Below are 19,570 nucleotides of genomic sequence, written 5' to 3' on the forward strand. Positions count from 1 at the left end.
TGATTAAATTTTCTATCTAATTCTACAAAATTCTTTTTCTATGTAACCAAATCCATATCAATGGAATCGCGATAATTATAATATCCGCGACAACCAAAATCATTGTATATTGGAAGACATTCTTAACATGTGAGAAACTAGGTGGAAATAACCCAAGTATGAAGCCTAAAATACACATAAATATTGCAACTAATGACATAGTTACAAGTAACCAATTAGAGTTTCTTCTACCTACATGAAAAACTCTATGTGTATCTGGTCGTGTAAATCTAAGTCTAATCGCTGCAATGAAAACCATTATCCACATAACTACAGTAAACTGTGATGTAATAGCAATTAATAATGCGAATGCTGCATATACTGATGGCATTACTAAAAATACAGATGATAACACTAAAACTATCAGAATTTGTATTACAAGCATATTTACTGGCATACCAAATCTATTTTTACCAGCCATAATTTTGGGGAAAAGCTCCTGTTCTGCTGCTGTCTGCATACCACGAGCAGGCCCTAACACCCATGTACTAAGAGCCGCTAACATACCCAAACTTATCATTATCACAACTACTGGCTTAACATTACCCAAGCCTCTTATGTTTAATACTTGTGAGATACCCTGTATCAAGCCATTTAAAACATTAACATCTTGTACAGGAATAATTACTGTTAAACCAACCGTTGTTAAAATAGTTAATGATACAATTATCAAAGTAGCTATTAGTATTGATTTAGGAATATTTTTCTGAGGATTCTCGATATTTGTCATATGGAAAGCTACTGATTGAATACCAGAATATGATGACAATGTCTTAACCAAAAGAGCATAAGTACCTACAGAAAACACTGGTAAAAGATCACTAAAACCATGATATTCTAAATTACTTTGTCCAGTGACTAAGAAATATACTGCACCAGAAACTAATAGTATTCCTGGAATTATCATACCAAATACTGCACCAATAATATTAAGGATTACTACTTTCCTTAATGGTAGACAGTTAAATAAACTTATAGCTATAAATACAGCAACCATCACCAACCAAAAAGTAACACTTGTTTGGGTATTCTCAGCAAAACCTCTAAAACCGATATATGAAAATGTTGCAATTAGTGCTGTTACTGAGCTAGGGAAACCTACAACATTATTAAACCACTCTAACCACATCGCAAGTACACCAGCTTTTTCACCAAGACCTGCTTTGACCCAGCTAAATACACCACCATTATTTTGCGTTATCATACTACTAAGCTCAGCGCAAATAAGTGATGTTGGTAGTAAAAATGTAACTGCAGCAATTAGATAAAAGAAAACACTCTGTAAACCAATTGTTGCCATATAAGCTATTGAACTTAAACTAATTATCGCTGAGATATTTAGCATTGTTAGCGATAGTGTCGAAATTTTTTTGTTAGATATATGCATAATTTAAATAAACCTTATATAAAATACTCTTGAACAGTTGGTCTTAGATTATATTCACTAGCTAAAACCTTACCATAAGCTCCTGCTGAATATATAGCTAATAAGTCACCACGCTTTATTTTAGGAAGCTGATAATATTTTGCAAATACATCACTGGATTCACAGATAGGCCCAACTATGTGATAATGCTGCTTTTCATCGACACTTTCATCAACCAAAGCCTCAATCTTGTGTTGAGCTTGATACAATGCTGGTCTAATAAGCTCTGTCATACCTGCATTTATAATCGCAAAATGAGTATCTTGAGTCACTTTATTAAACAATACCTGTGATAAAAGCACCCCTGACTGCCCTACCAATGATCTACCAAGCTCAAAATGTAGCTTAACATCATCACAATATTCAAAAAACTCTCTAAATCTAGCAAAATAGTCATCAAAGTCTACTATAGGATTCTGTTGTGGATTTTGATAATCAATCCCTAAACCACCACCAAAATTAATATGCTCAATATCAATATCATTTTGCTTGAGAAGTTTTATATGCTCATTTGTAGTAATAGCTAATGATTGAAAAACCTGATAATTCAATATCTGTGAACCTACGTGGTAATGTAGTCCTATAATATTTATATTGCTAAAGCTTTGAAAATCATTTTTTACCCAGTTAAGAATATTAGCAAAAGCAATACCAAACTTATCATCAAATTGACCTGTACTTATATAATGATGAGTCTGCGCATCTATATTTGGATTTACGCGTAAGCAAATATTTACCTGTTTATTCTTCGAGGATGCTATTTTGCTAATAACTTCTATCTCTTCTAAAGACTCGCTGTTAAAAGCAAAAATATTATTATCAATAGCTAACTCAATCTCCCAATCAGCTTTGCCAACCCCTGCAAAAACAATATGCTGAGGATCTACATTTTGCTCGAGCGCTCTTCTAATCTCACCGCCACTTACACAATCAATCCCCATACCATATTTCTTGGCGATATTCACTATCTTTGGATGATGATTTGCCTTAATTGCATAATGAATCTCAGCGTTTTTGAAATTTTTATCTAATGCTTTTTTTGCACTAGCAAATGTATCTTCTAAAAGTCTACTATCATATATATAACATGGTGTCGTGAGTTTATGCTCTTTTATGTAATTAGCTAATTTTGCTTTATCAAAAGCTATATAGTTACTCATTTAATTAATTATCCTTTTAAAAATAAAATCGGCAACTGCCAATCATTTTGTACTTGTTTATAAACATCTTGAGTTAATTGCACTAATATAGGATTTTTACTCATATCCAAATAAGACTGAATCTCTCTAATATCATCCTCTGCCATAGCAGTACATCCTTCTGTACCTGTATTCTGAGACTTCCAGATATGCATAAAAATACAAGAGCCTTTTTTGGCTATCACTGGATTAGTATTGTATAAAATCTCTATACCATATTTATAGATAGCAATCTCTGACATATTTTCAGCTGAGAGCCAATCTTTATCATCAATAAGATTACTATCAACTATCTGGTTATAGTATTTTGAATTACTATCATCAACACATTCGATTCCAGTTTTTAGCTGTACATATTCAACCGCTGAGATATTAGCAAATCCAAAAGTTTTACCAATATCGAAAATACCCGCTGGTGATTTACTATCACCTTCTTTTTTTAAGTCTGCATCTACTAGACTTTGATATAAGCTATCTGCCCAGGCTAAGCCATTCTTACCAACTACCACAGCAATTGCTGATTTCTTAGCTAGCCAATTATTTTGATTGTCTTTTTCCAAAAACCAAAGTTTCCCTGATACACTTCGCCAATTTGGTGTAGTTACTACAATTAATTGCTTAGCCTTTGGTATTTTTTGTATGTTTAGATTTTGACTAACCATTTTTGTCCTCCTAAACTATAATTTCAATCAATAAATTTAAAGAATAAGAGGTTTTCGCTTAGTGTATGTTTTATGGTTTTTTGATATTAATGAATAATTTATTTTGAAATAAAATTTTGAAATATACATACACTATTCTCCTACTGTTAGAGGTTCCAAATACGACTCATAAAGTTATAACCAAATGACATACTCATGATTTATTCCTTTTGGTTTAATTTAACGAAAAATATCATTTATCTTACTAGACTAAACAATAATCAATTCCTTGTAAAATATTTTTATATATGAAATTAAATTATTTGATTTTTATTAGTAAAATATTATTATAAAATCATGTTAATTAAACCAAGTTCGTTGTAAACTGATTTGGTAAAATGCAAACTTGTACATGTAGGGTATTCTCTTATATGATTCATCATGAAAATTCATGAGTGAGTCTACTTCGTATATGAGAAATATTCTAAATAAATTTTCAAATCACAAAGGAGATGCATAAATGGATGCTCAAAAATATATTGATAGCGTAATCGCTAAAGTAGAAAAAAGAGATGGACATGAAAAAGAGTTCATTCAAGCTGTAAAAGAAGTTTTTTCTACTCTTAAGCCAGCACTAGAAAAAAATCCAAAGTTCATCGAAGAAAATATTCTAGAAAGAATCGTTGAGCCAGAAAGAGGAATTACATTTAGAGTTCCATGGATTGATAGAGATGGCAATGTTCAGGTTAATAGAGGTTACAGATATCAATTTAATGGTTCAATAGGTCCTTACAAAGGTGGTATTAGATTCCACCCTAGCGTATATTCTGGAATCATCAAATTCTTAGGTTTTGAGCAAATATTTAAAAACAGTTTAACTACACTTCCTATGGGTGGTGGTAAAGGTGGTTCTGACTTCGACCCTAAAGGCAAAACTGATGCAGAAATCATGAACTTCTGCCAAAGCTTCATGACGGAACTACAACGCCATATCGGTCCAGATATCGATGTTCCTGCAGGTGATATTGGTGTTGGTGGTAGAGAAATCGGCTACATGTATGGTCAATACAGAAGAATCCGTGGTGCTTTTGAAAACGGAGTATTAACTGGTAAATCTTTAGAGTCAGGCGGTAGCTTAATCCGTCCTGAAGCTACAGGTTATGGCGCAGTATTCTACTTACAAAATATGCTTAAACATGATGGTGAAACTATGCAAGGTAAAACTGTTGTGGTTTCTGGTTATGGTAACGTATCTTGGGGTGTATGTAAGAAAGTTGCTCAATTAGGTGGTAAAGTTGTTACTATCTCTGGTTCAAAAGGTTTCGTACATGATCCAGCGGGTATCACAACAAAAGAAAAAATCGACTTCTTATTACAAATCCGTGAAGGCAAAGTTTCTATGCAAGATTATGCAGAGAAGTTTGGTGCTACTTTCCATGCTGGTCAAAAACCTTGGGGAGTTAAAGCAGATATAGCTATCCCTTCTGCTACTCAAAATGAGATTGATGTTGAAGATGCTCAGAAGCTTATTGATGCTGGTGTTAAATATGTTGTTGAAGCATCTAACATGCCTACAACTAACGAAGCTATCGAATTCCTAATGGAGAAAGGTGTAATTCTAGCTCCAGGTAAAGCTGCTAACGCTGGTGGTGTTGCTACTTCTGGTTTAGAAATGTGTCAAAACTCTGCTAGAATAGCTTGGACTGCTGAAGAAGTAGAAGCTAAGTTAGAGCAAATTATGGCTAACATCTTTGATGCTTGTAAATTCGCATCTGAGAAATATGGTCTTGGCTACAACTTAGTTGCTGGTGCAAACCTTGCAGGTTTTGAAAAAGTAGCTGAAGCTATGATTCAACAAGGTAGATACTAGTTCTTTATATTTTTTAAAATTTCTTTTTCCTATTTTTTTCAAACAACTGCTATACTTTGTTACATTTAGTACACGAAGTATCTTTGACTTTATAATGACTATACAAAATAAATATTATGATGTGGTAATAATCGGTGCCGGAGCTGCTGGACTTATGTGCGCTATAGAAGCTGCAAAAAGAGAGCGTAAAACTCTTGTTTTAGACCATGCTAATAAGATTGGTAAAAAAATACTAATGTCAGGTGGCGGACGCTGTAATTTCACCAACTATAATATTGCTGCTGATAGATATCTAGCTGATAATCCACACTTCATGAAATCTGCACTCTCTCGATACACTCAATGGGATTTCATAGCAATGGTAAGTGATTATAATATTCCTTACCATGAAAAAACTTTAGGTCAGCTTTTTTGTGATAATAAAGCTAAAGATATCGTCAATATGCTTCTAGATGAATGTCAGAAGTACCAAGCTAAGATACAATTACATACTACTATTGAAAATATTACTAAAAAAGAAGATCTATTCTATATCACAACGAATACGAATGAATATACTTGCCAATCTCTAGTTATAGCTACAGGTGGATTATCTATCCCTACTATGGGCGCTACAGGTTTTGGTTATAAAATTGCCAAAAAATTTGGGCTAAAAATAAATCCTCAACGTGCAGGACTTGTACCTTTTATATTTAACTCGGAGGATCAGCAAAAATTTGGTCAACTACGTGGTATTTCTATCTTCTGTAGGGTATCTAATCATCAAGCTAGTTTTGATGAAAATATTCTTTTTACTCATAAAGGTTTAAGTGGTCCAGCTATTTTGCAAATATCTTCATATTGGAATTCTGGAGAAAGCATTGAAATTGATCTATCGCCTAATATCAAAATTGCTGATTTTCTAAACAACAAAAAGGAGCAAGGTACAAAAACTACACTAAAAAATGTATTAACGGAATTATTACCTAAGAATTTTGTAGGTACTTTTTTCGATAGTGATATTCTCGAAAAAAGAGTGTGTGATTTAACAATCGATGAGATTAATACTATTTCTAAGAAGGTACATCAATGGCTAGTATATCCCCAAACGACCGAAGGTTACCGTACTGCAGAAGTTACTTTAGGCGGTATTAGTTGTGATGAGCTATCATCTAAAACTCTTGAAGCAAATAAAGTCAAAGGACTTTATTTTATTGGTGAGGTTGTCGATGTCACTGGTTGGCTCGGTGGCTATAATTTCCAATGGGCTTGGGCTTCTGGTTGGGCAGCTGGTCAAGTTGTATAAGTACCAAACCTACGTTATAATTAACCAAGTATTTTATAATTACTATTTTGTGGTATGAAAATTCCTGCTGAGAAAGAATTTGCAATAAAAAAAGCGATTCTAAACGCGATTGAACATGGTTATAGCCCAGCTCAGTTAGCAGATGGTTTTGGTGTATCTAAAAGCCTAATCTATAAGTATCGCAGAGCACTTAGAGATCAAGGTTTCATAAGAAAAAATGAAAATGATATCTATGTCATAACACAAAATAAATTCTCTATCAAACCACGAATGCCCGAATCTGGCAAACTTAATTTAGATGATGATACCAAAGATAAGCCTCAACTAACTCAACAAGCTAGCAGCCAAGAGCTCAAACGACCTATAATAGATGAACCTAAAACTGAAGTCAGTCCTACTGAAATAAAACTTCAAGAAAAACTACAACAAATTAGGGAAATTCAATTACAGCAACAACAAAATGCTGCAAATCAAGATAAGGGACTATTCAAAAAGATTATCGATAAGTTCAAAAAAATAATTTAAATTTGTTTTCTATTAGAATAAAAAGATTAGAGCTTTCCTTATATAAATCATTCTTTCTTGATTATAATTAGATCCAAAATTAAAGTCAGTTTGAGATTCTTATAATTAGCTAGCTATATTTGATTCGAAAATATAGATAACTATGTATAAAACTAATATGCATAACACTGTTCCACGGAGCAATTATGTTTTCTGATATATGCTTTTTTCTCAGACCATTTACTCTCTATTGGATTTAAATCTGGTGAGTATGGAGGTAAAAACTCTATAATATGCCCTGCATCACGAATCATTTTTAACATATCTATATTTTTATGGAATGTAGCATTATCCATTACTATAACAGTTGTAGTTTTTAAGATAGGTAATAAGAAATGTTTTACCCAAGTTGTAAACACAGTCGTATCAATATTGCTTGTAAATAGTCCAACAGCAAATAATACCTTGCCAATCAAAGCACCTATGACATTGGTTCGACCTCTAGCTCCCCAGTTGCATACCCCATAACATCTTTGCCCTTGTGTAGAGTAACCATGAGTTCGGGGCATATCTAAGGCATGACCAGATTCATCAAGATAACATATAGGTAACCCTTGATCTTTATAAGATTGAATCTTATTCCTGAATAATTCTCGCCTCTCTTCGTCTACTTTGGGGTGAATTAGAGTTTTTTTTATATGTAATATTTAACTTTTTAAGGTTATAGCTTATACAAAACTCACTTACGACCAACCTAGTAGCTCTTTCTTGTAAATAACTATCAGGATAATCTATAACGTCTTGTTTTAGCTTATTCATATCAAGTTTTGTATTAGGTTTATTTCTAGTGCCTTTAGGAAGATTCCCTTTTAACCATTGTTGGATACTTCTAACACTTATATTAAATTTATCAGCCAAGATTAGAAAACTCATACCCTCTGATTTTAACTTTAATACCTTCTTTATAAAGTGATGTGAATAGGCCATAGCTTAAATAAAAAATAGTATACTACTTTTATTAATAGTTAGCTATATTTTAGAAAATCTTAAATAAGATAAATTTACATAGTAAGTGTTTTAACCTAAACTAATCAATATACAGATAAAACACTCTAATTTGATATCATGGCAAACAATAGTAAAACAATTCTCATAACTGGCTGCTCTCATGGCGGGATAGGTTACGCTACAGCTGTGCATCTTAAAAATTTAGGTCATAGGGTTTTTGCTTCAGCAAGACAACAAAAAGATGTCGAAGCACTTAGTCAAGAAGGCTTCGAAACTTATCTTATAGATGTAACTAACTATGAACATATCGATCATGCTTTGGTCGATATCTTAAATAAAACTGGCGGCACTCTAGATATAGTATTTAATAATGCCGGATATGGTCAAGCTGGTGCTTTAGAAGATATTGATACTAAGTTTCTCAAACAACAATTTGAAACAAATGTATTTGGATTACATAACTTAACGTACAAAGCTTTAAAAATAATGCGAAAACAAGGCTATGGCAAAATCATCCAACATAGCTCAGTACTAGGGCTGGTTGCAATGAAATATCGTGGTGCATACAATGCAAGTAAATATGCTATTGAAGGCCTAACAGATACAATGCGTTTAGAACTAAGAGACTCTAATATTTTTATAACTAGTCTAAATACAGGACCTATTACCAGTAAGTTTAGAGAAAATTCTATTAAAACAATTACTAATGTTGATTATGACTCCTCGGTGCATAAACAACAGTATGAAAAAATACTTGCACGCCAACATAAAAAAGTTCCTTTTAATGAACCTGCCATTTCAGTTGCAAAAATTGTTGAGAAAATAGTAAATTCTAACAAACCAAAACCAAGATATTATATTACCAAAGCAACTTGGATTATGGCATCGTTAAAAAGGATACTACCAACACATATTCTAGATAATTTCCTTAATAGATATTAGTGAAACTATATTTTTGAATAGTTATCGCTTTAATTTATATAATAACCAGCCAATAAATATAAAAATCACTGGTCCAAGAATTAATTCAAACTCATATATAAAAATATCATATCCACCTTTTAAATCACTAGATGGTTGAAAACTAAATATAATTCCAAGTGATGTCGATATGAATACTAAAAATCCTAATAAATACTTATAAGTACTATCCATAAGCTTAATATAAGCAACTACTAAATATAAGTAAGGGATAAAATAAAGTACTGTAGCCATAAGTATTAAAGCTTGATACATCAAATTTACTGATGGTAAGAAATTAGTTAGTAACACTATAACTGTTACTAATATCCCCATAAATACTAAAGCATTTTTAGGAGAATCGTACTTATTAGTTTTATGTAACCACTCTGGCAATATTCCTCTAGGTGTACATTTAAAGAACATTACAACTGGAGCTAAAAGCCAAATACTCACAGCAGCCAGCTCTGCAAAAGTAAGTAAAAAAGCCATTAATCTTGGGAACCATTCCCAACCAAATCTATGACCAATTATTTCAAATGCCTCCATAAGTCCTGAAGCGCTATTTATTGTGTCAGGTGATGCAACAAGATTCAAAGCAATTGTTCCCAATATATACAACCCCAATAGAATAAATGCAGAAAACATTAGACCATAATATAGATTTTTCTTAGCATCTTTGACTGAATTAGCAAAAGTTGGGATAATTTCTATACCTGCCATTGCAAACATTATAATAGTCAGTGTTGATAGATTATGCCAAATATCATCATGTGGAATGATATTAGCCAAAGAAAAATCTGTAGCACTTTTGCCTACAATTAAATATGCTATAAAACCTAGAACAATAATTGCTATAGCAGGTAAAAAAGAGCCTAAGATACCACCAATATCAACAAGGTATTTATTAGCTTTTAAACCATAAAAACTAATAACTGTAACCAACCAGAAAGCCACTAAAACAACTATTGTTATGTAATAATGATTATCAACTAAATCAGGTCGACCTATAAAATATGCAAAGTTAGTAGCTAAAAAGATAAGTACAGCTGGATAATAAAAAATCGTATTTACCCAGTATAACCATGCCACCATAAAACCCGCCTTTTGTCCTAAAGCTCTAACAGTCCATGAGTAAATACCACCCTCATCAGGGTGTTTTCTCGACAACTGAACAGCGATTATAACCAAAGGCAAGAAAAACATCACAGCCCCAAGTATCCAAAAGAATATTGCTGAAGCTCCCAAGCAAGCTGCTACAGGTATCCAGCGAATACCAAAATTAGCTGTGACAGCCATTATTGTAACATCTTTAAAACCTAGAACCTGATCTTGATTAGAATTTATATTCATATACTAAACCTTTATCTTAAAATACGATAAGGATTATTATATGTAATAAAAAATAGATATATAAGAAAATATTTACAAAGATTAATTGATAATAGAAATATATGTAAATTTAATAACAAAACAGATTATTAAGGTTAAAACACTATTTTTTGTGTTGCTAATAAAGGACACGGTTATCTTTAAAATTATATTTTTTCTACTTTCACTAAATAATTAAATTTTTAAAACTATTTAACTTTTTTAGTCTCAACTCTATTCTTAACATAAACAATCATATTTTTATATAAAGCTAAACCATCACGAATAGCTTCGATAGCATTCTCATTAACTAGATAATTTTCTAGAAATGAATCGTCTTTAGTAATTTGATAATTATCCATATCTGTTACAAAACTCTCAAAATCTTTTTCATTTAAAAGTACATGAATCGTAATTATATCTTTAGTTCCCGAATTAGTAGGATCTATAAAATCTGCATTTTGAGTATCATCACTAACTAGAAGTTCTGAAATAATCACCGAATTATCTTTAGAGGTATAACTAGTAATCATTTCTCTCAATACATCATCATTCTCAGGACCAGACCAAAGATTATCATGTGCTATTATTTCCATATCTCTATAACCGCTTGTTAATGTGTGTGAATTACGGTCACTAATATTAAATTTCCCTTTTAATATTTTATTATTTGGCTCACTAACTCCTGTATTAATACCATCTGCTATTAATGCATGATACTTTACTGTGACATTATCTTCTGCTCCTTTCGTTAACTCCCTATCTATTTTCTGCTGCACCACAAAATATACACTAGCATCATCTACTATTCTTGTATGTAGCGATAATGCTGGCCACAACAAACTTGGCTCTGGATTATATGTCGAGATTAAAGGTACATTTGCAGTAAATACATTTTGCCCTAGTTCTTGTATCCAAGATTTACCCTGTGGACAACTAATATTATCTGTAATATACCTATTCGGCGGCATAAGAATATTTTGCTCTTGTGTATTAGTATGTAGTTTTATTTTTAACTTTAGTTCATCACCAGCAAAAACAACTCCAGAAAGTAATGTAAAACCTAATAGTATTTTTTTCATTTTCTAAATCTAACTTTTTTTAATAAGTATATATTTTCCTTATTAAAAAGATGTTAAAACATGTAATTTATTGTAAAAGTTAATTATTATCTAATTTGGATACTAAGTAATTAGTAGTCCAGAGCTAAAGTAATAGAAGAAATAATAATTAAATAAAAATAAGCTAGTTGAATATAATATAAAAGTATCATTTTGCTTAGATTGGAAGAAACTTTAAACAAGTAGTTAGGAACTAGCTAATTAGCTTTAAAAGATTAAGGTAAAATGCTTAATAAATTTTTTATTTTATAAAAAGTATTATTAGAATGATTATAATATAAAGATTATTACATCATACCAGGCATACCACCCATACCACCCATACCACCCATAGGCATAGCAGGAGCAGCTTCTTTAATTTCACCAACCATAGCTTCAGTAGTGATCATAAGCCCAGCAATTGAAGCAGCATGTTGTAAAGCTGAACGAGTAACTTTAGTAGGATCTAAGATACCCATCTCAACCATATCACCATAAGTATCATTAGCTGCATTATAACCATAGTTACCTTGGTTAGCTTTAACTTGGTTAACAACTACAGAAGACTCACCGCCAGCATTTGATACTATCTGTCTTAGAGGAGCTTCTATTGCCTTTCTAAGTAATGCTATACCATGGTTTTGATCTTCATTTTCACCTGTTAAGCCATCTAATGCTTTTTGTGCTCTAATTAAAGCAACGCCACCACCAGCGACTATACCTTCTTCTACAGCTGCACGAGTAGCATGTAAAGCATCATCAACACGATCTTTTTTCTCTTTCATCTCTGCTTCTGTAACAGCACCAACTTTGATCACCGCAACACCACCAGAAAGTTTAGCTAATCTTTCTTGCAACTTCTCACGATCATAATCAGAACTAGCTTCAGCAATATTAGCTTTGATTACATTTACTCGTTTAACGATAGCTTCTTTTTCACCAGCACCATCAATGATTGTCGTATTATCTTTTGTTACTTGTACTCTACTAGCTGTACCTAAGTGCTCCATATTAGTTTCTTCTAACTTCATGCTTAGATCTTCAGATACAAGTGTAGCGCCAGTTAGGATAGCGATATCTTCTAGCATAGCTTTTCTTCTATCACCAAAGCCAGGAGCTTTAACAGCACATACTTTAACTACACCACGCATATTATTTACAACTAGAGTAGCTAAAGCTTCGCTTTCTACATCTTCAGCGATTATTAGTAACGCTCTACCAGATTTAGAAACACCTTCTAATACTGGTAGTAGATCACGGATATTAGAGATCTTCTTATCAACTATTAAAATATATGGATTCTCTAAATCAGTAGTCATATTCTCTTGATTTGTTGCAAAATACGGAGATAGATAACCTCTATCAAACTGCATACCTTCAACAACATCAAGCTCATCCTCAAACCCTTTACCTTCTTCTACTGTAATCACACCTTCTTTACCAACCTTTGCCATTGCATCAGCGATAAGCTTACCAACAGTAGCATCAGAGTTAGCAGAGATAGTACCAACCTGCTCGATTGATTTTGGATCTGAACATGGTTTAGAAAGTGCTTTTAATTCTTCAACTAACTTAGCAGTTGCTTTGTCGATACCTCTTTTTAGATCCATAGGATTCATACCTGCAGCAACAGCTTTTAGACCTTCTGTTAATAATGCCTGAGCAAGTACAGTAGCTGTAGTAGTACCATCACCAGCAACATCAGCTGTCTTTGAAGCTACTTCCTTAACTATCTGAGCACCCATATTCTCAAACTTATCTTCTAGTTCAATTTCTTTAGCAACAGATACACCATCTTTAGTGATAGTTGGTGCGCCAAATGATTTATCCAAAACAACATTACGACCTTTTGGACCTAAAGTAACTTTTACAGCATTTGCTAGTGTGTTAACACCATCTAGCATTTTTGCACGAGCTTCATCTGAAAATAAAACTTGTTTTGCAGCCATTTTATATTTCTCCTTTAAAATTTGTAAGATTTTTTGATTATGCAATAATACCCATGATATCTTCTTCTCTCATCATCAGAAGAGTTTCATCACCAGCTTTTACTTCACTACCAGAGTATTTACCAAATAGCACTTTATCACCAACTTTCACATCCATAGGTAGTGTAGAGCCATTATCTAATTTCTTACCATTACCAACAGCAACAACTTCACCCTGGCTAGGTTTCTCTTGAGCACTACCAGTTAAGATAATTCCACCAGCAGATTTTGTTTCTTCTTCTGCACGACGAACTAATACTCTATCTTGTAATGGACGAATGTTCATAACAATCTTACTCCTTTGTTAAATTAAGTTTTTGTTTAAGTGTTTTGAATTTGTGTTCATCTTAGAACAATCTCAAAGTTCTAAGCTCTTGCAACTCTAGATATTGTGCCAAAAAAAAAATTTTCAAGAATTTTTTTTATTTTTTTCAAATAAATTTTTGATTTTATTATTAAACATAATTAGATTACTTTATATCTGACCAGTACTATTGATAAACTCCTTATTTTAGTTAAAAAACCAGCTTAATAACATATATAATAATTAGATTAGTTTTTCAAAGTTTATGAATAGGTAGGTATAAAATTGAGTACAAAAAATATGAGCTTTTTTGCTCGACTAATCCATACAATAGGATTTGAATTTTTTGGCATTGTAATATTTACACCTTTTGCGATGTTTATTTTACATCAAGATGTATTTCATATCGCTAGTTTAGCTATTATTATTTCACTGATAGCAATGTTATGGAATTTTATTTATAACTATATTTTTGATATCATCGAAATAAAATTTGGTATGCATCGTTCAAAGCGAACAATTATTATTCGTGGTTTACATGCTTTGCTTTTTGAACTTGGACTACTTATAGTTACAATTCCCTTGGTAGCTTATATACTAAATATGAGCTTCTTATCAGCTCTTTTAGTTGATATTGGCTTTGTTATTTTTTACCTTGTATATGCTTTTGTGTATAATTATATCTTCGATAAGATATACTTTGATTTTATACATAGATAAATAGCTTGATACAAGCACCCATAGCTTAACTGGATAGAGCGTCGCCCTCCGGAGGCGGATGCGGGGGTTCGAGTCCCTCTGGGTGTGCCAATAATAGTATTCTAATATGCTAAATTCAATTCTGCTCTTGGAAAATTATCACTAGAAAAATTACCTAATTCATGTAATCCTGTTGCTGAAGCTAGAGTTACTGAGACTATAATTATGTGAAGTGATAAAATTATCTTTCTCATTTTAATTACCTTTATTATTTATCAAGTCATGACAGTATTATGCATAACTATATTACTAATTTTAAATATATAATTCTTAACTTTTCAATAATTTTTACTTATAAACGGAATATAACAGTAATGCTATCTGCAAAAATAAATCATCAACTAAGATTCGTATGAACCTGTCAAAAATAGCAAAACTTAAGGATAAAATTTCTGAAGTGCTGACTTAGCCTTGACACGGCACATGAATCAAAAGTTACCGTTGCTTCCTTCCGGACCTGGCGGGGTTCACAATCTATCATTGCGTGGAAACCAAGTCAGCGATGTATATACTACTAAAAATATCCTAAAATTACAAGCTAACGATGCAAATTCCATTATCTATGATAAATTGGTATTATTATGCTAATAAAAATATACAATTAAAAGAAATGATTATAGTAATATCACCAGCTAAAAGCCAAAATTTTGAGCCTATAAAAACAAACTATCAATTGACTCAACCAATATTTAAAGAACAAATAATAAAACTTATAAACACTCTTAAACACTATGAAGTTGAAGAAATTGAAAAACTAATGAAAATTAGTCCTAAGTTAGCTGAAGAAGTATTTGCTAAACACAATAATTTTAATCCTAATAAATGTGATAATTCAAATGCCAAAGCTGCAATATTTACTTTCAGTGGCGATGTATACAAAGGATTAGAAGCAGATAGTTTAGATAACAAAACTATAGAATACGCTCAAAATCATCTTTTAATGTTGTCTGGGCTATATGGATTGATCCGCCCTCTTGATTTAATACAAGCTTATAGACTTGAAATGGGCACAAACATTAAAATTGATGGTAAAATTCTACATAAATATTGGCAAGATAAAATTACAACTCAATTAAATGAGTATTTTAGCCAACAGCAAAATAAAACTTTAATAAACCTTGCCTCTAATGAGTACTCTCAGGCTATAGACAAAAAGTCTTTAGCAGCTAAATGGCTAGATATTGATTTCAAAGAAAATAAAGCAGGTGCATATAAGACTATCGGAATTCATGCTAAAAAAGCTCGTGGTTTAATGACAAGATATATTCTTGAAAATAGAATTGAAAATGTCAGTGATATAAAAAAATTCAATGTGGCAGGCTATCAATTTAATCCAGACTTCTCCGATGAAAATCTTTTGTGCTTTACAAGGTAATCTATGAAAATAAAAATAATCACACTTGGAGAAAAACCACCTAAATGGGTTAGTGATGGCTATGATGAATATAAGAAACGTTTAAGTAAATCAATACCTCTTGAGTTAATCGAACTGCCAATAGCTAAACGCACCAAAACCGGCAATACTAAGCTTTGGATGGAGCAAGAAGCTAAAACAATTCTTGGTAAGCTTAATGATTCTGATTACTTAGTTATACTTGATGTTAATTCTAAAATCATCTCTACAGAAGAGTTAGCCGATAAAATGCAAGATTGGAAATTTAATAATCCAAACGTTGTGATTTTAATTGGTGGGCCTGATGGTATAGATCAAAGTATAAAAAATATAGCTAAAGAAAAAATATCCATCTCAAAAATGACATTCCCTCACCCTTTAGTACGTATTATTATTGCTGAACAGCTATATAGAGCTTATACAATACTAGAAGGTCATCCTTATCATAAATAGCGAAGTTGTGCCTTAGTACACCTATTGTTATTACTTAAATCTTTAACCGTTTTAATATCAGTAAAACTATACTGGGAAAATAAAGCGCTAACAGCATCTGCCTGAGTAAAACCATGCTCTATATAAACTAAGCCTCCTGGATTTAGAAAATTTTTTGCTTGAGTTATAATTTCCTTAATATCCGCTAAACCATTATCTGCAGCAAATAAAGCTCGAGCAGGTTCATATTCCTTGACACTCTGTTCGATATTTGTATCAGCTAAATCTATGTATGGTGGATTAGAAACTATAATATCAAATTTACTAGTATCAAGGCTTGTATACCAACTACTTTGGATAAATTTAACGTTAGTGATATTATTTGCTTGAGCATTTTTTTTAGCAACATCAAGACTCTGCTGATACAAATCAACCGCAACAACTTGACTATTTACTAATTCAGCTGCTAAAGCTAAAGCTATCGCTCCTGTACCTGTACCAAGATCAAGTATTTTAAGTTTAGCATTTTTATCAACAATGTCAGCTAAAACTGTAGATACTAATACTTCAGTATCTCCCCGTGGTATGAGGGTATCTTTAGTTACATAAAGTTTTTGATTCCAAAAATACTTATAACCAAGAATATAAGCCAATGGTTCACCAGCTAAAAGTCGTAAGATTTTCTCATCTATTTCTTTAAGTGTATTTTTGTCTAAGCGCCTATCTGAATTTATATAAAGATAAGTTTTATCAACATCCAAAACATCACAAACAATCATTTGCAGATCATGTTTAGTTGATATATCGCATTGATTAAATTTAGCTAAGCTTAAAGCTAATAATTGAGAAATTGTAATATTACTCATCAGACATGGTTGCTAAAAGATCGGCCTGATGCTCTAGAACTAGTGGTTGGATAATACTATCTAGGCTACCTTCCATAACCTCATCAAGCTTATAAAGAGTTAAATTTATACGATGGTCAGTAACTCTACCTTGTGGGTAATTATAAGTTCTAATTCTCTCAGATCTATCACCACTACCTACTAGACTCTTACGCGTATCAGACTGCTCTTTTTGTTGTTTATCAATTTCTGCTTGTAGCAGTTTTGATTTAAGCATCGACATTGCAGCCGCACGATTTTTATGCTGTGATCTTTGATCTTGACACTCAACAACAACTCCTGTTGGGATATGAGTAATCCTAATTGCTGAGTCAGTTTTGTTAACATGCTGCCCACCTGCGCCAGATGCTCTAAATGTATCCACCTTGATATCTGCAGGATTGATATCAATTCCCTCAACCTCATCAGCCTCAGGCATAACTGCAACAGTACACGCTGAAGTATGGATTCTACCCTGTGACTCTGTAGCAGGAACCCTTTGTACTCTATGAGCACCAGATTCAAACTTTAGTTGTGAATAAACACCATCTCCATATATTCTTGAGATAATTTCCTTGTAACCACCGTGCTCGCCCTCACTTGCCGATATTACTTCAATCTTCCAGCCTCTTTGCTCTGCATATTTTGAATACATCTTAAACAAATCACCAGAGAATATCGATGCTTCATCACCTCCAGTCCCAGCGCGAATCTCTAGGAAAACGTTAGCGTCATCATTTGGATCACGAGGTAAAAGAAGTATTTGTAATTCACTCTCAAGTTTTTCTATAGTTTCATTTGCCAACTTTAGTTCTTCTTTTGCCATCTCAACAAGCTCAGCATCTTTTTCATTGAGCATTTCATAAGCAACTTGCTTGTCTTCTAAAGCCTGAGAATACTCCTTAAAAGCCTTTACAATCGGCTCAAGATGAGAGTACTCTTTTGATAAGTCTCTAAATTTATTTTGATCAGAAATAATTCCTGCATCACTTAATAAGGCACTAACTTCCTCATGCCTTTCTATCAAACTTTGCAATTTTGCTTTAATAGAATCTTTCATTTATTTTTCCACATTTAAACCAAACATACGTTTCATACATATAAGACAATCACTTCTACCCTGCTTAGAAGCCTCTTTCATTCCTACAACAGGATAGTGTAGAACTTTCTTTTTAATTTCATAAGCAAATCTTTTAATTATCTCTTCAGCATCTTTACCATTTCTTATTTTAGCTAAGCTTTTCTCTAATGATAAATCAACTAAACCATCAGCTTTTTGGAATAGCTCTTTAATCGCGCTATTTGAGATAATCGCCTTTTCTTTTTCAAGATATTCCTCTAGAGATTTTACAATAATTTTCTGTGCTTTTGAGCTTTCATACTTTCTTTTATCTTTGTTATCTTCAATAACAGCATTAATATCATCAACACAATAGTACACATTTTGCTCTAACTCACCTAATTTAGGATCTAAAGCTTGTGGTATTGATATATCAATAAAAACCCTAGGTTTAACACCAACATCTTTGGGTGTAACAATGTATTCTGAAACATTCACCGCAGCAATTATAATATCAGCTTTTTTGATCAATTGCGGTAGCTCTGTTAAGTAATGAGCACTAGCATTTCTAAAAGCAGAAGTAATTTTTTGTGCTTTCTCGATAGTTCGGTTTGCTAGCATTATCTGCTTAGGAGCAAGCGCTGTAACATGACGAAACAAAAGTTCACCTGTTTGACCAGCGCCAATGATAAGGACGTTTTTGCTAGAAATATTATCCAATTGCCTTTTAGCCAAAGTGATTGCTGAGAATGCAACTGAAACTGGGCAATGACCAATTCTAGTTTCACTACGCACTCTCTTAGCAGTTGCAAAAACCTTCTGAAAAACCCTATCCAGCTCTTTACCAATAGCATGATTTTTTTTACTAAGAGTATAAGAATCTTTAACTTGTCCTAATATCTGTGGCTCGCCTAAAACCATTGATTCTAAACCACAAGCTAATTTCATAAGGTGCATAATTACTTCTGTACCTTGTCTTAGCTTAAAATAATCTTTTATTTTATAATTAGGGTTTCTAACATAGCCTTGCCACCATACCAAAATATCATCGACGACTCTTAGATCAGATATCTCAAGATATACTTCCGTACGGTTACAAGTTGATAAGATTACAGCATGTACAACATTATCTATAGCAAGTATCGATCTATAAAGCATAGATACATCTAAACCAGAGAGGGCAAACTCACTACGAACTTCTATTGGAGACTTTTTATAATCAATTGCTAAAGATATTAATGCCATATTCAAATAATTATTAAATGTAATAAAATAAATTAACCTAGAAAAACAAAAACATATTTTAACACAAAAGACTAAGACATTACATTCTAATATGATTAATAA

The 19,570-nt window shown here is 32.4% G+C and carries 20 protein-coding genes, 1 tRNA gene and 1 other RNA gene; 8 read left to right on the forward strand and 14 right to left on the reverse strand.

All coding sequences use genetic code 11. The annotated features are described in order from the left end of the window. Positions 1–22: 22 nt before the first annotated feature. From FSC454_RS07980 to FSC454_RS07990, 3 genes are read right to left on the reverse strand one after another with little or no spacing between them, the layout of a single operon-like run. The gene (locus tag FSC454_RS07980; protein WP_066046786.1) at positions 23–1,426 is read right to left on the reverse strand and encodes an APC family permease; all 1,404 of its coding nucleotides are present in this window, start codon (positions 1,424–1,426) and stop codon (positions 23–25) included. A gap of 14 nt (positions 1,427–1,440) precedes the next feature. Beyond that, a complete protein-coding gene (gene lysA / locus FSC454_RS07985; RefSeq protein ID WP_066046784.1) occupies positions 1,441–2,625 on the reverse strand; it encodes a diaminopimelate decarboxylase in 1,185 nt (394 codons plus the stop codon). A gap of 8 nt (positions 2,626–2,633) precedes the next feature. Then, positions 2,634–3,326 carry a L,D-transpeptidase family protein gene (locus tag FSC454_RS07990; protein ID WP_071794825.1) on the reverse strand — a complete coding sequence of 231 codons (693 nt, stop codon included), beginning with the start codon at positions 3,324–3,326 and terminating at the stop codon, positions 2,634–2,636. A 499-nt stretch (positions 3,327–3,825) separates the two neighbouring features. On the opposite strand from FSC454_RS07990, the gene gdhA reads away from it, so the two are divergent. The 3 genes from gdhA (at position 3,826) to FSC454_RS08005 (ending at position 6,985) form a co-directional block, all read left to right on the forward strand. Next, entirely contained in the window at positions 3,826–5,175 is a 1,350-nt protein-coding gene (gene gdhA / locus FSC454_RS07995; RefSeq protein ID WP_066046781.1) for an NADP-specific glutamate dehydrogenase, read from the forward strand. Positions 5,176–5,269: 94 nt separating this feature from the next. Beyond that, entirely contained in the window at positions 5,270–6,460 is a 1,191-nt protein-coding gene (locus FSC454_RS08000) for a BaiN/RdsA family NAD(P)/FAD-dependent oxidoreductase (protein ID WP_014548880.1), read from the forward strand. Positions 6,461–6,514: 54 nt separating this feature from the next. Continuing rightward, entirely contained in the window at positions 6,515–6,985 is a 471-nt protein-coding gene (locus FSC454_RS08005) for an FTL_1293 family small RNA FtrC-regulated protein (RefSeq protein WP_066046779.1), read from the forward strand. A gap of 152 nt (positions 6,986–7,137) precedes the next feature. Here the strand turns inward: FSC454_RS08005 and FSC454_RS08010 are convergent, their stop codons facing one another. Next, positions 7,138–7,671, reverse strand: a complete 534-nt coding sequence (locus tag FSC454_RS08010) for an IS630 family transposase (protein WP_197456248.1) — start codon at positions 7,669–7,671, stop codon at positions 7,138–7,140. Beyond that, on the reverse strand, positions 7,601–7,951 hold the full coding sequence (locus FSC454_RS08015; protein WP_066045226.1) for an IS630 transposase-related protein: 351 nt from the start codon (positions 7,949–7,951) through the stop codon (positions 7,601–7,603). Before FSC454_RS08015 ends, FSC454_RS08010 begins: the two co-directional genes overlap by 71 nt. A gap of 138 nt (positions 7,952–8,089) precedes the next feature. On the opposite strand from FSC454_RS08015, the gene FSC454_RS08020 reads away from it, so the two are divergent. Continuing rightward, positions 8,090–8,914, forward strand: a complete 825-nt coding sequence (locus FSC454_RS08020; protein ID WP_066046564.1) for an SDR family NAD(P)-dependent oxidoreductase — start codon at positions 8,090–8,092, stop codon at positions 8,912–8,914. Between the two features lie 21 nt (positions 8,915–8,935). Here FSC454_RS08020 and FSC454_RS08025 read toward each other — a convergent pair whose 3' ends face one another. The 4 genes from FSC454_RS08025 to FSC454_RS08040 form a co-directional block, all read right to left on the reverse strand. Next, the gene (locus FSC454_RS08025) at positions 8,936–10,285 is read right to left on the reverse strand and encodes an APC family permease (RefSeq protein WP_066046566.1); all 1,350 of its coding nucleotides are present in this window, start codon (positions 10,283–10,285) and stop codon (positions 8,936–8,938) included. 227 nt (positions 10,286–10,512) lie between these two features. After that, entirely contained in the window at positions 10,513–11,385 is an 873-nt protein-coding gene (locus FSC454_RS08030) for a hypothetical protein (protein ID WP_014548884.1), read from the reverse strand. Between the two features lie 326 nt (positions 11,386–11,711). Then, positions 11,712–13,352, reverse strand: coding sequence for a chaperonin GroEL (gene groL, locus FSC454_RS08035; protein ID WP_066046568.1), 1,641 nt, complete (start codon positions 13,350–13,352; stop codon positions 11,712–11,714). Between the two features lie 37 nt (positions 13,353–13,389). Next, the gene (locus tag FSC454_RS08040) at positions 13,390–13,677 is read right to left on the reverse strand and encodes a co-chaperone GroES (protein WP_014548886.1); all 288 of its coding nucleotides are present in this window, start codon (positions 13,675–13,677) and stop codon (positions 13,390–13,392) included. A 303-nt stretch (positions 13,678–13,980) separates the two neighbouring features. On the opposite strand from FSC454_RS08040, the gene FSC454_RS08045 reads away from it, so the two are divergent. Continuing rightward, positions 13,981–14,415, forward strand: coding sequence for a PACE efflux transporter (locus FSC454_RS08045; RefSeq protein WP_066046570.1), 435 nt, complete (start codon positions 13,981–13,983; stop codon positions 14,413–14,415). A 14-nt stretch (positions 14,416–14,429) separates the two neighbouring features. Continuing rightward, positions 14,430–14,505: transfer RNA gene (locus tag FSC454_RS08050), tRNA-Arg, on the forward strand. A gap of 11 nt (positions 14,506–14,516) precedes the next feature. Here FSC454_RS08050 and FSC454_RS10130 read toward each other — a convergent pair. After that, complete coding sequence (locus FSC454_RS10130) at positions 14,517–14,648, reverse strand: hypothetical protein (protein ID WP_003029898.1); 132 nt, start codon at positions 14,646–14,648, stop codon at positions 14,517–14,519. 206 nt (positions 14,649–14,854) lie between these two features. Further along, positions 14,855–14,951: signal recognition particle sRNA small type (ffs, locus tag FSC454_RS08055), an RNA gene on the reverse strand. Between the two features lie 113 nt (positions 14,952–15,064). On the opposite strand from ffs, the gene yaaA reads away from it, so the two are divergent. Continuing rightward, on the forward strand, positions 15,065–15,829 hold the full coding sequence (gene yaaA / locus FSC454_RS08060) for a peroxide stress protein YaaA (RefSeq protein ID WP_066046595.1): 765 nt from the start codon (positions 15,065–15,067) through the stop codon (positions 15,827–15,829). A 3-nt stretch (positions 15,830–15,832) separates the two neighbouring features. Further along, the gene (gene rlmH, locus FSC454_RS08065; RefSeq protein WP_066046572.1) at positions 15,833–16,300 is read left to right on the forward strand and encodes a 23S rRNA (pseudouridine(1915)-N(3))-methyltransferase RlmH; all 468 of its coding nucleotides are present in this window, start codon (positions 15,833–15,835) and stop codon (positions 16,298–16,300) included. Here rlmH and prmC read toward each other — a convergent pair. From prmC to FSC454_RS08080, 3 genes are read right to left on the reverse strand one after another with little or no spacing between them, the layout of a single operon-like run. Continuing rightward, positions 16,291–17,145 (reverse strand): peptide chain release factor N(5)-glutamine methyltransferase, encoded by an 855-nt coding sequence (prmC, locus tag FSC454_RS08070; RefSeq protein WP_066046574.1) that lies wholly within the window; start codon positions 17,143–17,145, stop codon positions 16,291–16,293. The genes rlmH and prmC overlap by 10 nt on opposite strands. Then, the gene (gene prfA / locus FSC454_RS08075) at positions 17,138–18,223 is read right to left on the reverse strand and encodes a peptide chain release factor 1 (protein WP_066046576.1); all 1,086 of its coding nucleotides are present in this window, start codon (positions 18,221–18,223) and stop codon (positions 17,138–17,140) included. The genes prmC and prfA overlap by 8 nt, the downstream gene beginning before the upstream one ends. Further along, positions 18,224–19,468, reverse strand: a complete 1,245-nt coding sequence (locus FSC454_RS08080) for a glutamyl-tRNA reductase (protein WP_066046577.1) — start codon at positions 19,466–19,468, stop codon at positions 18,224–18,226. It abuts the gene before it with no gap. Positions 19,469–19,570 lie beyond the last annotated feature (102 nt).

The organism is Francisella hispaniensis FSC454 (assembly GCF_001885235.1).
GTDB lineage: Bacteria > Pseudomonadota > Gammaproteobacteria > Francisellales > Francisellaceae > Francisella > Francisella hispaniensis.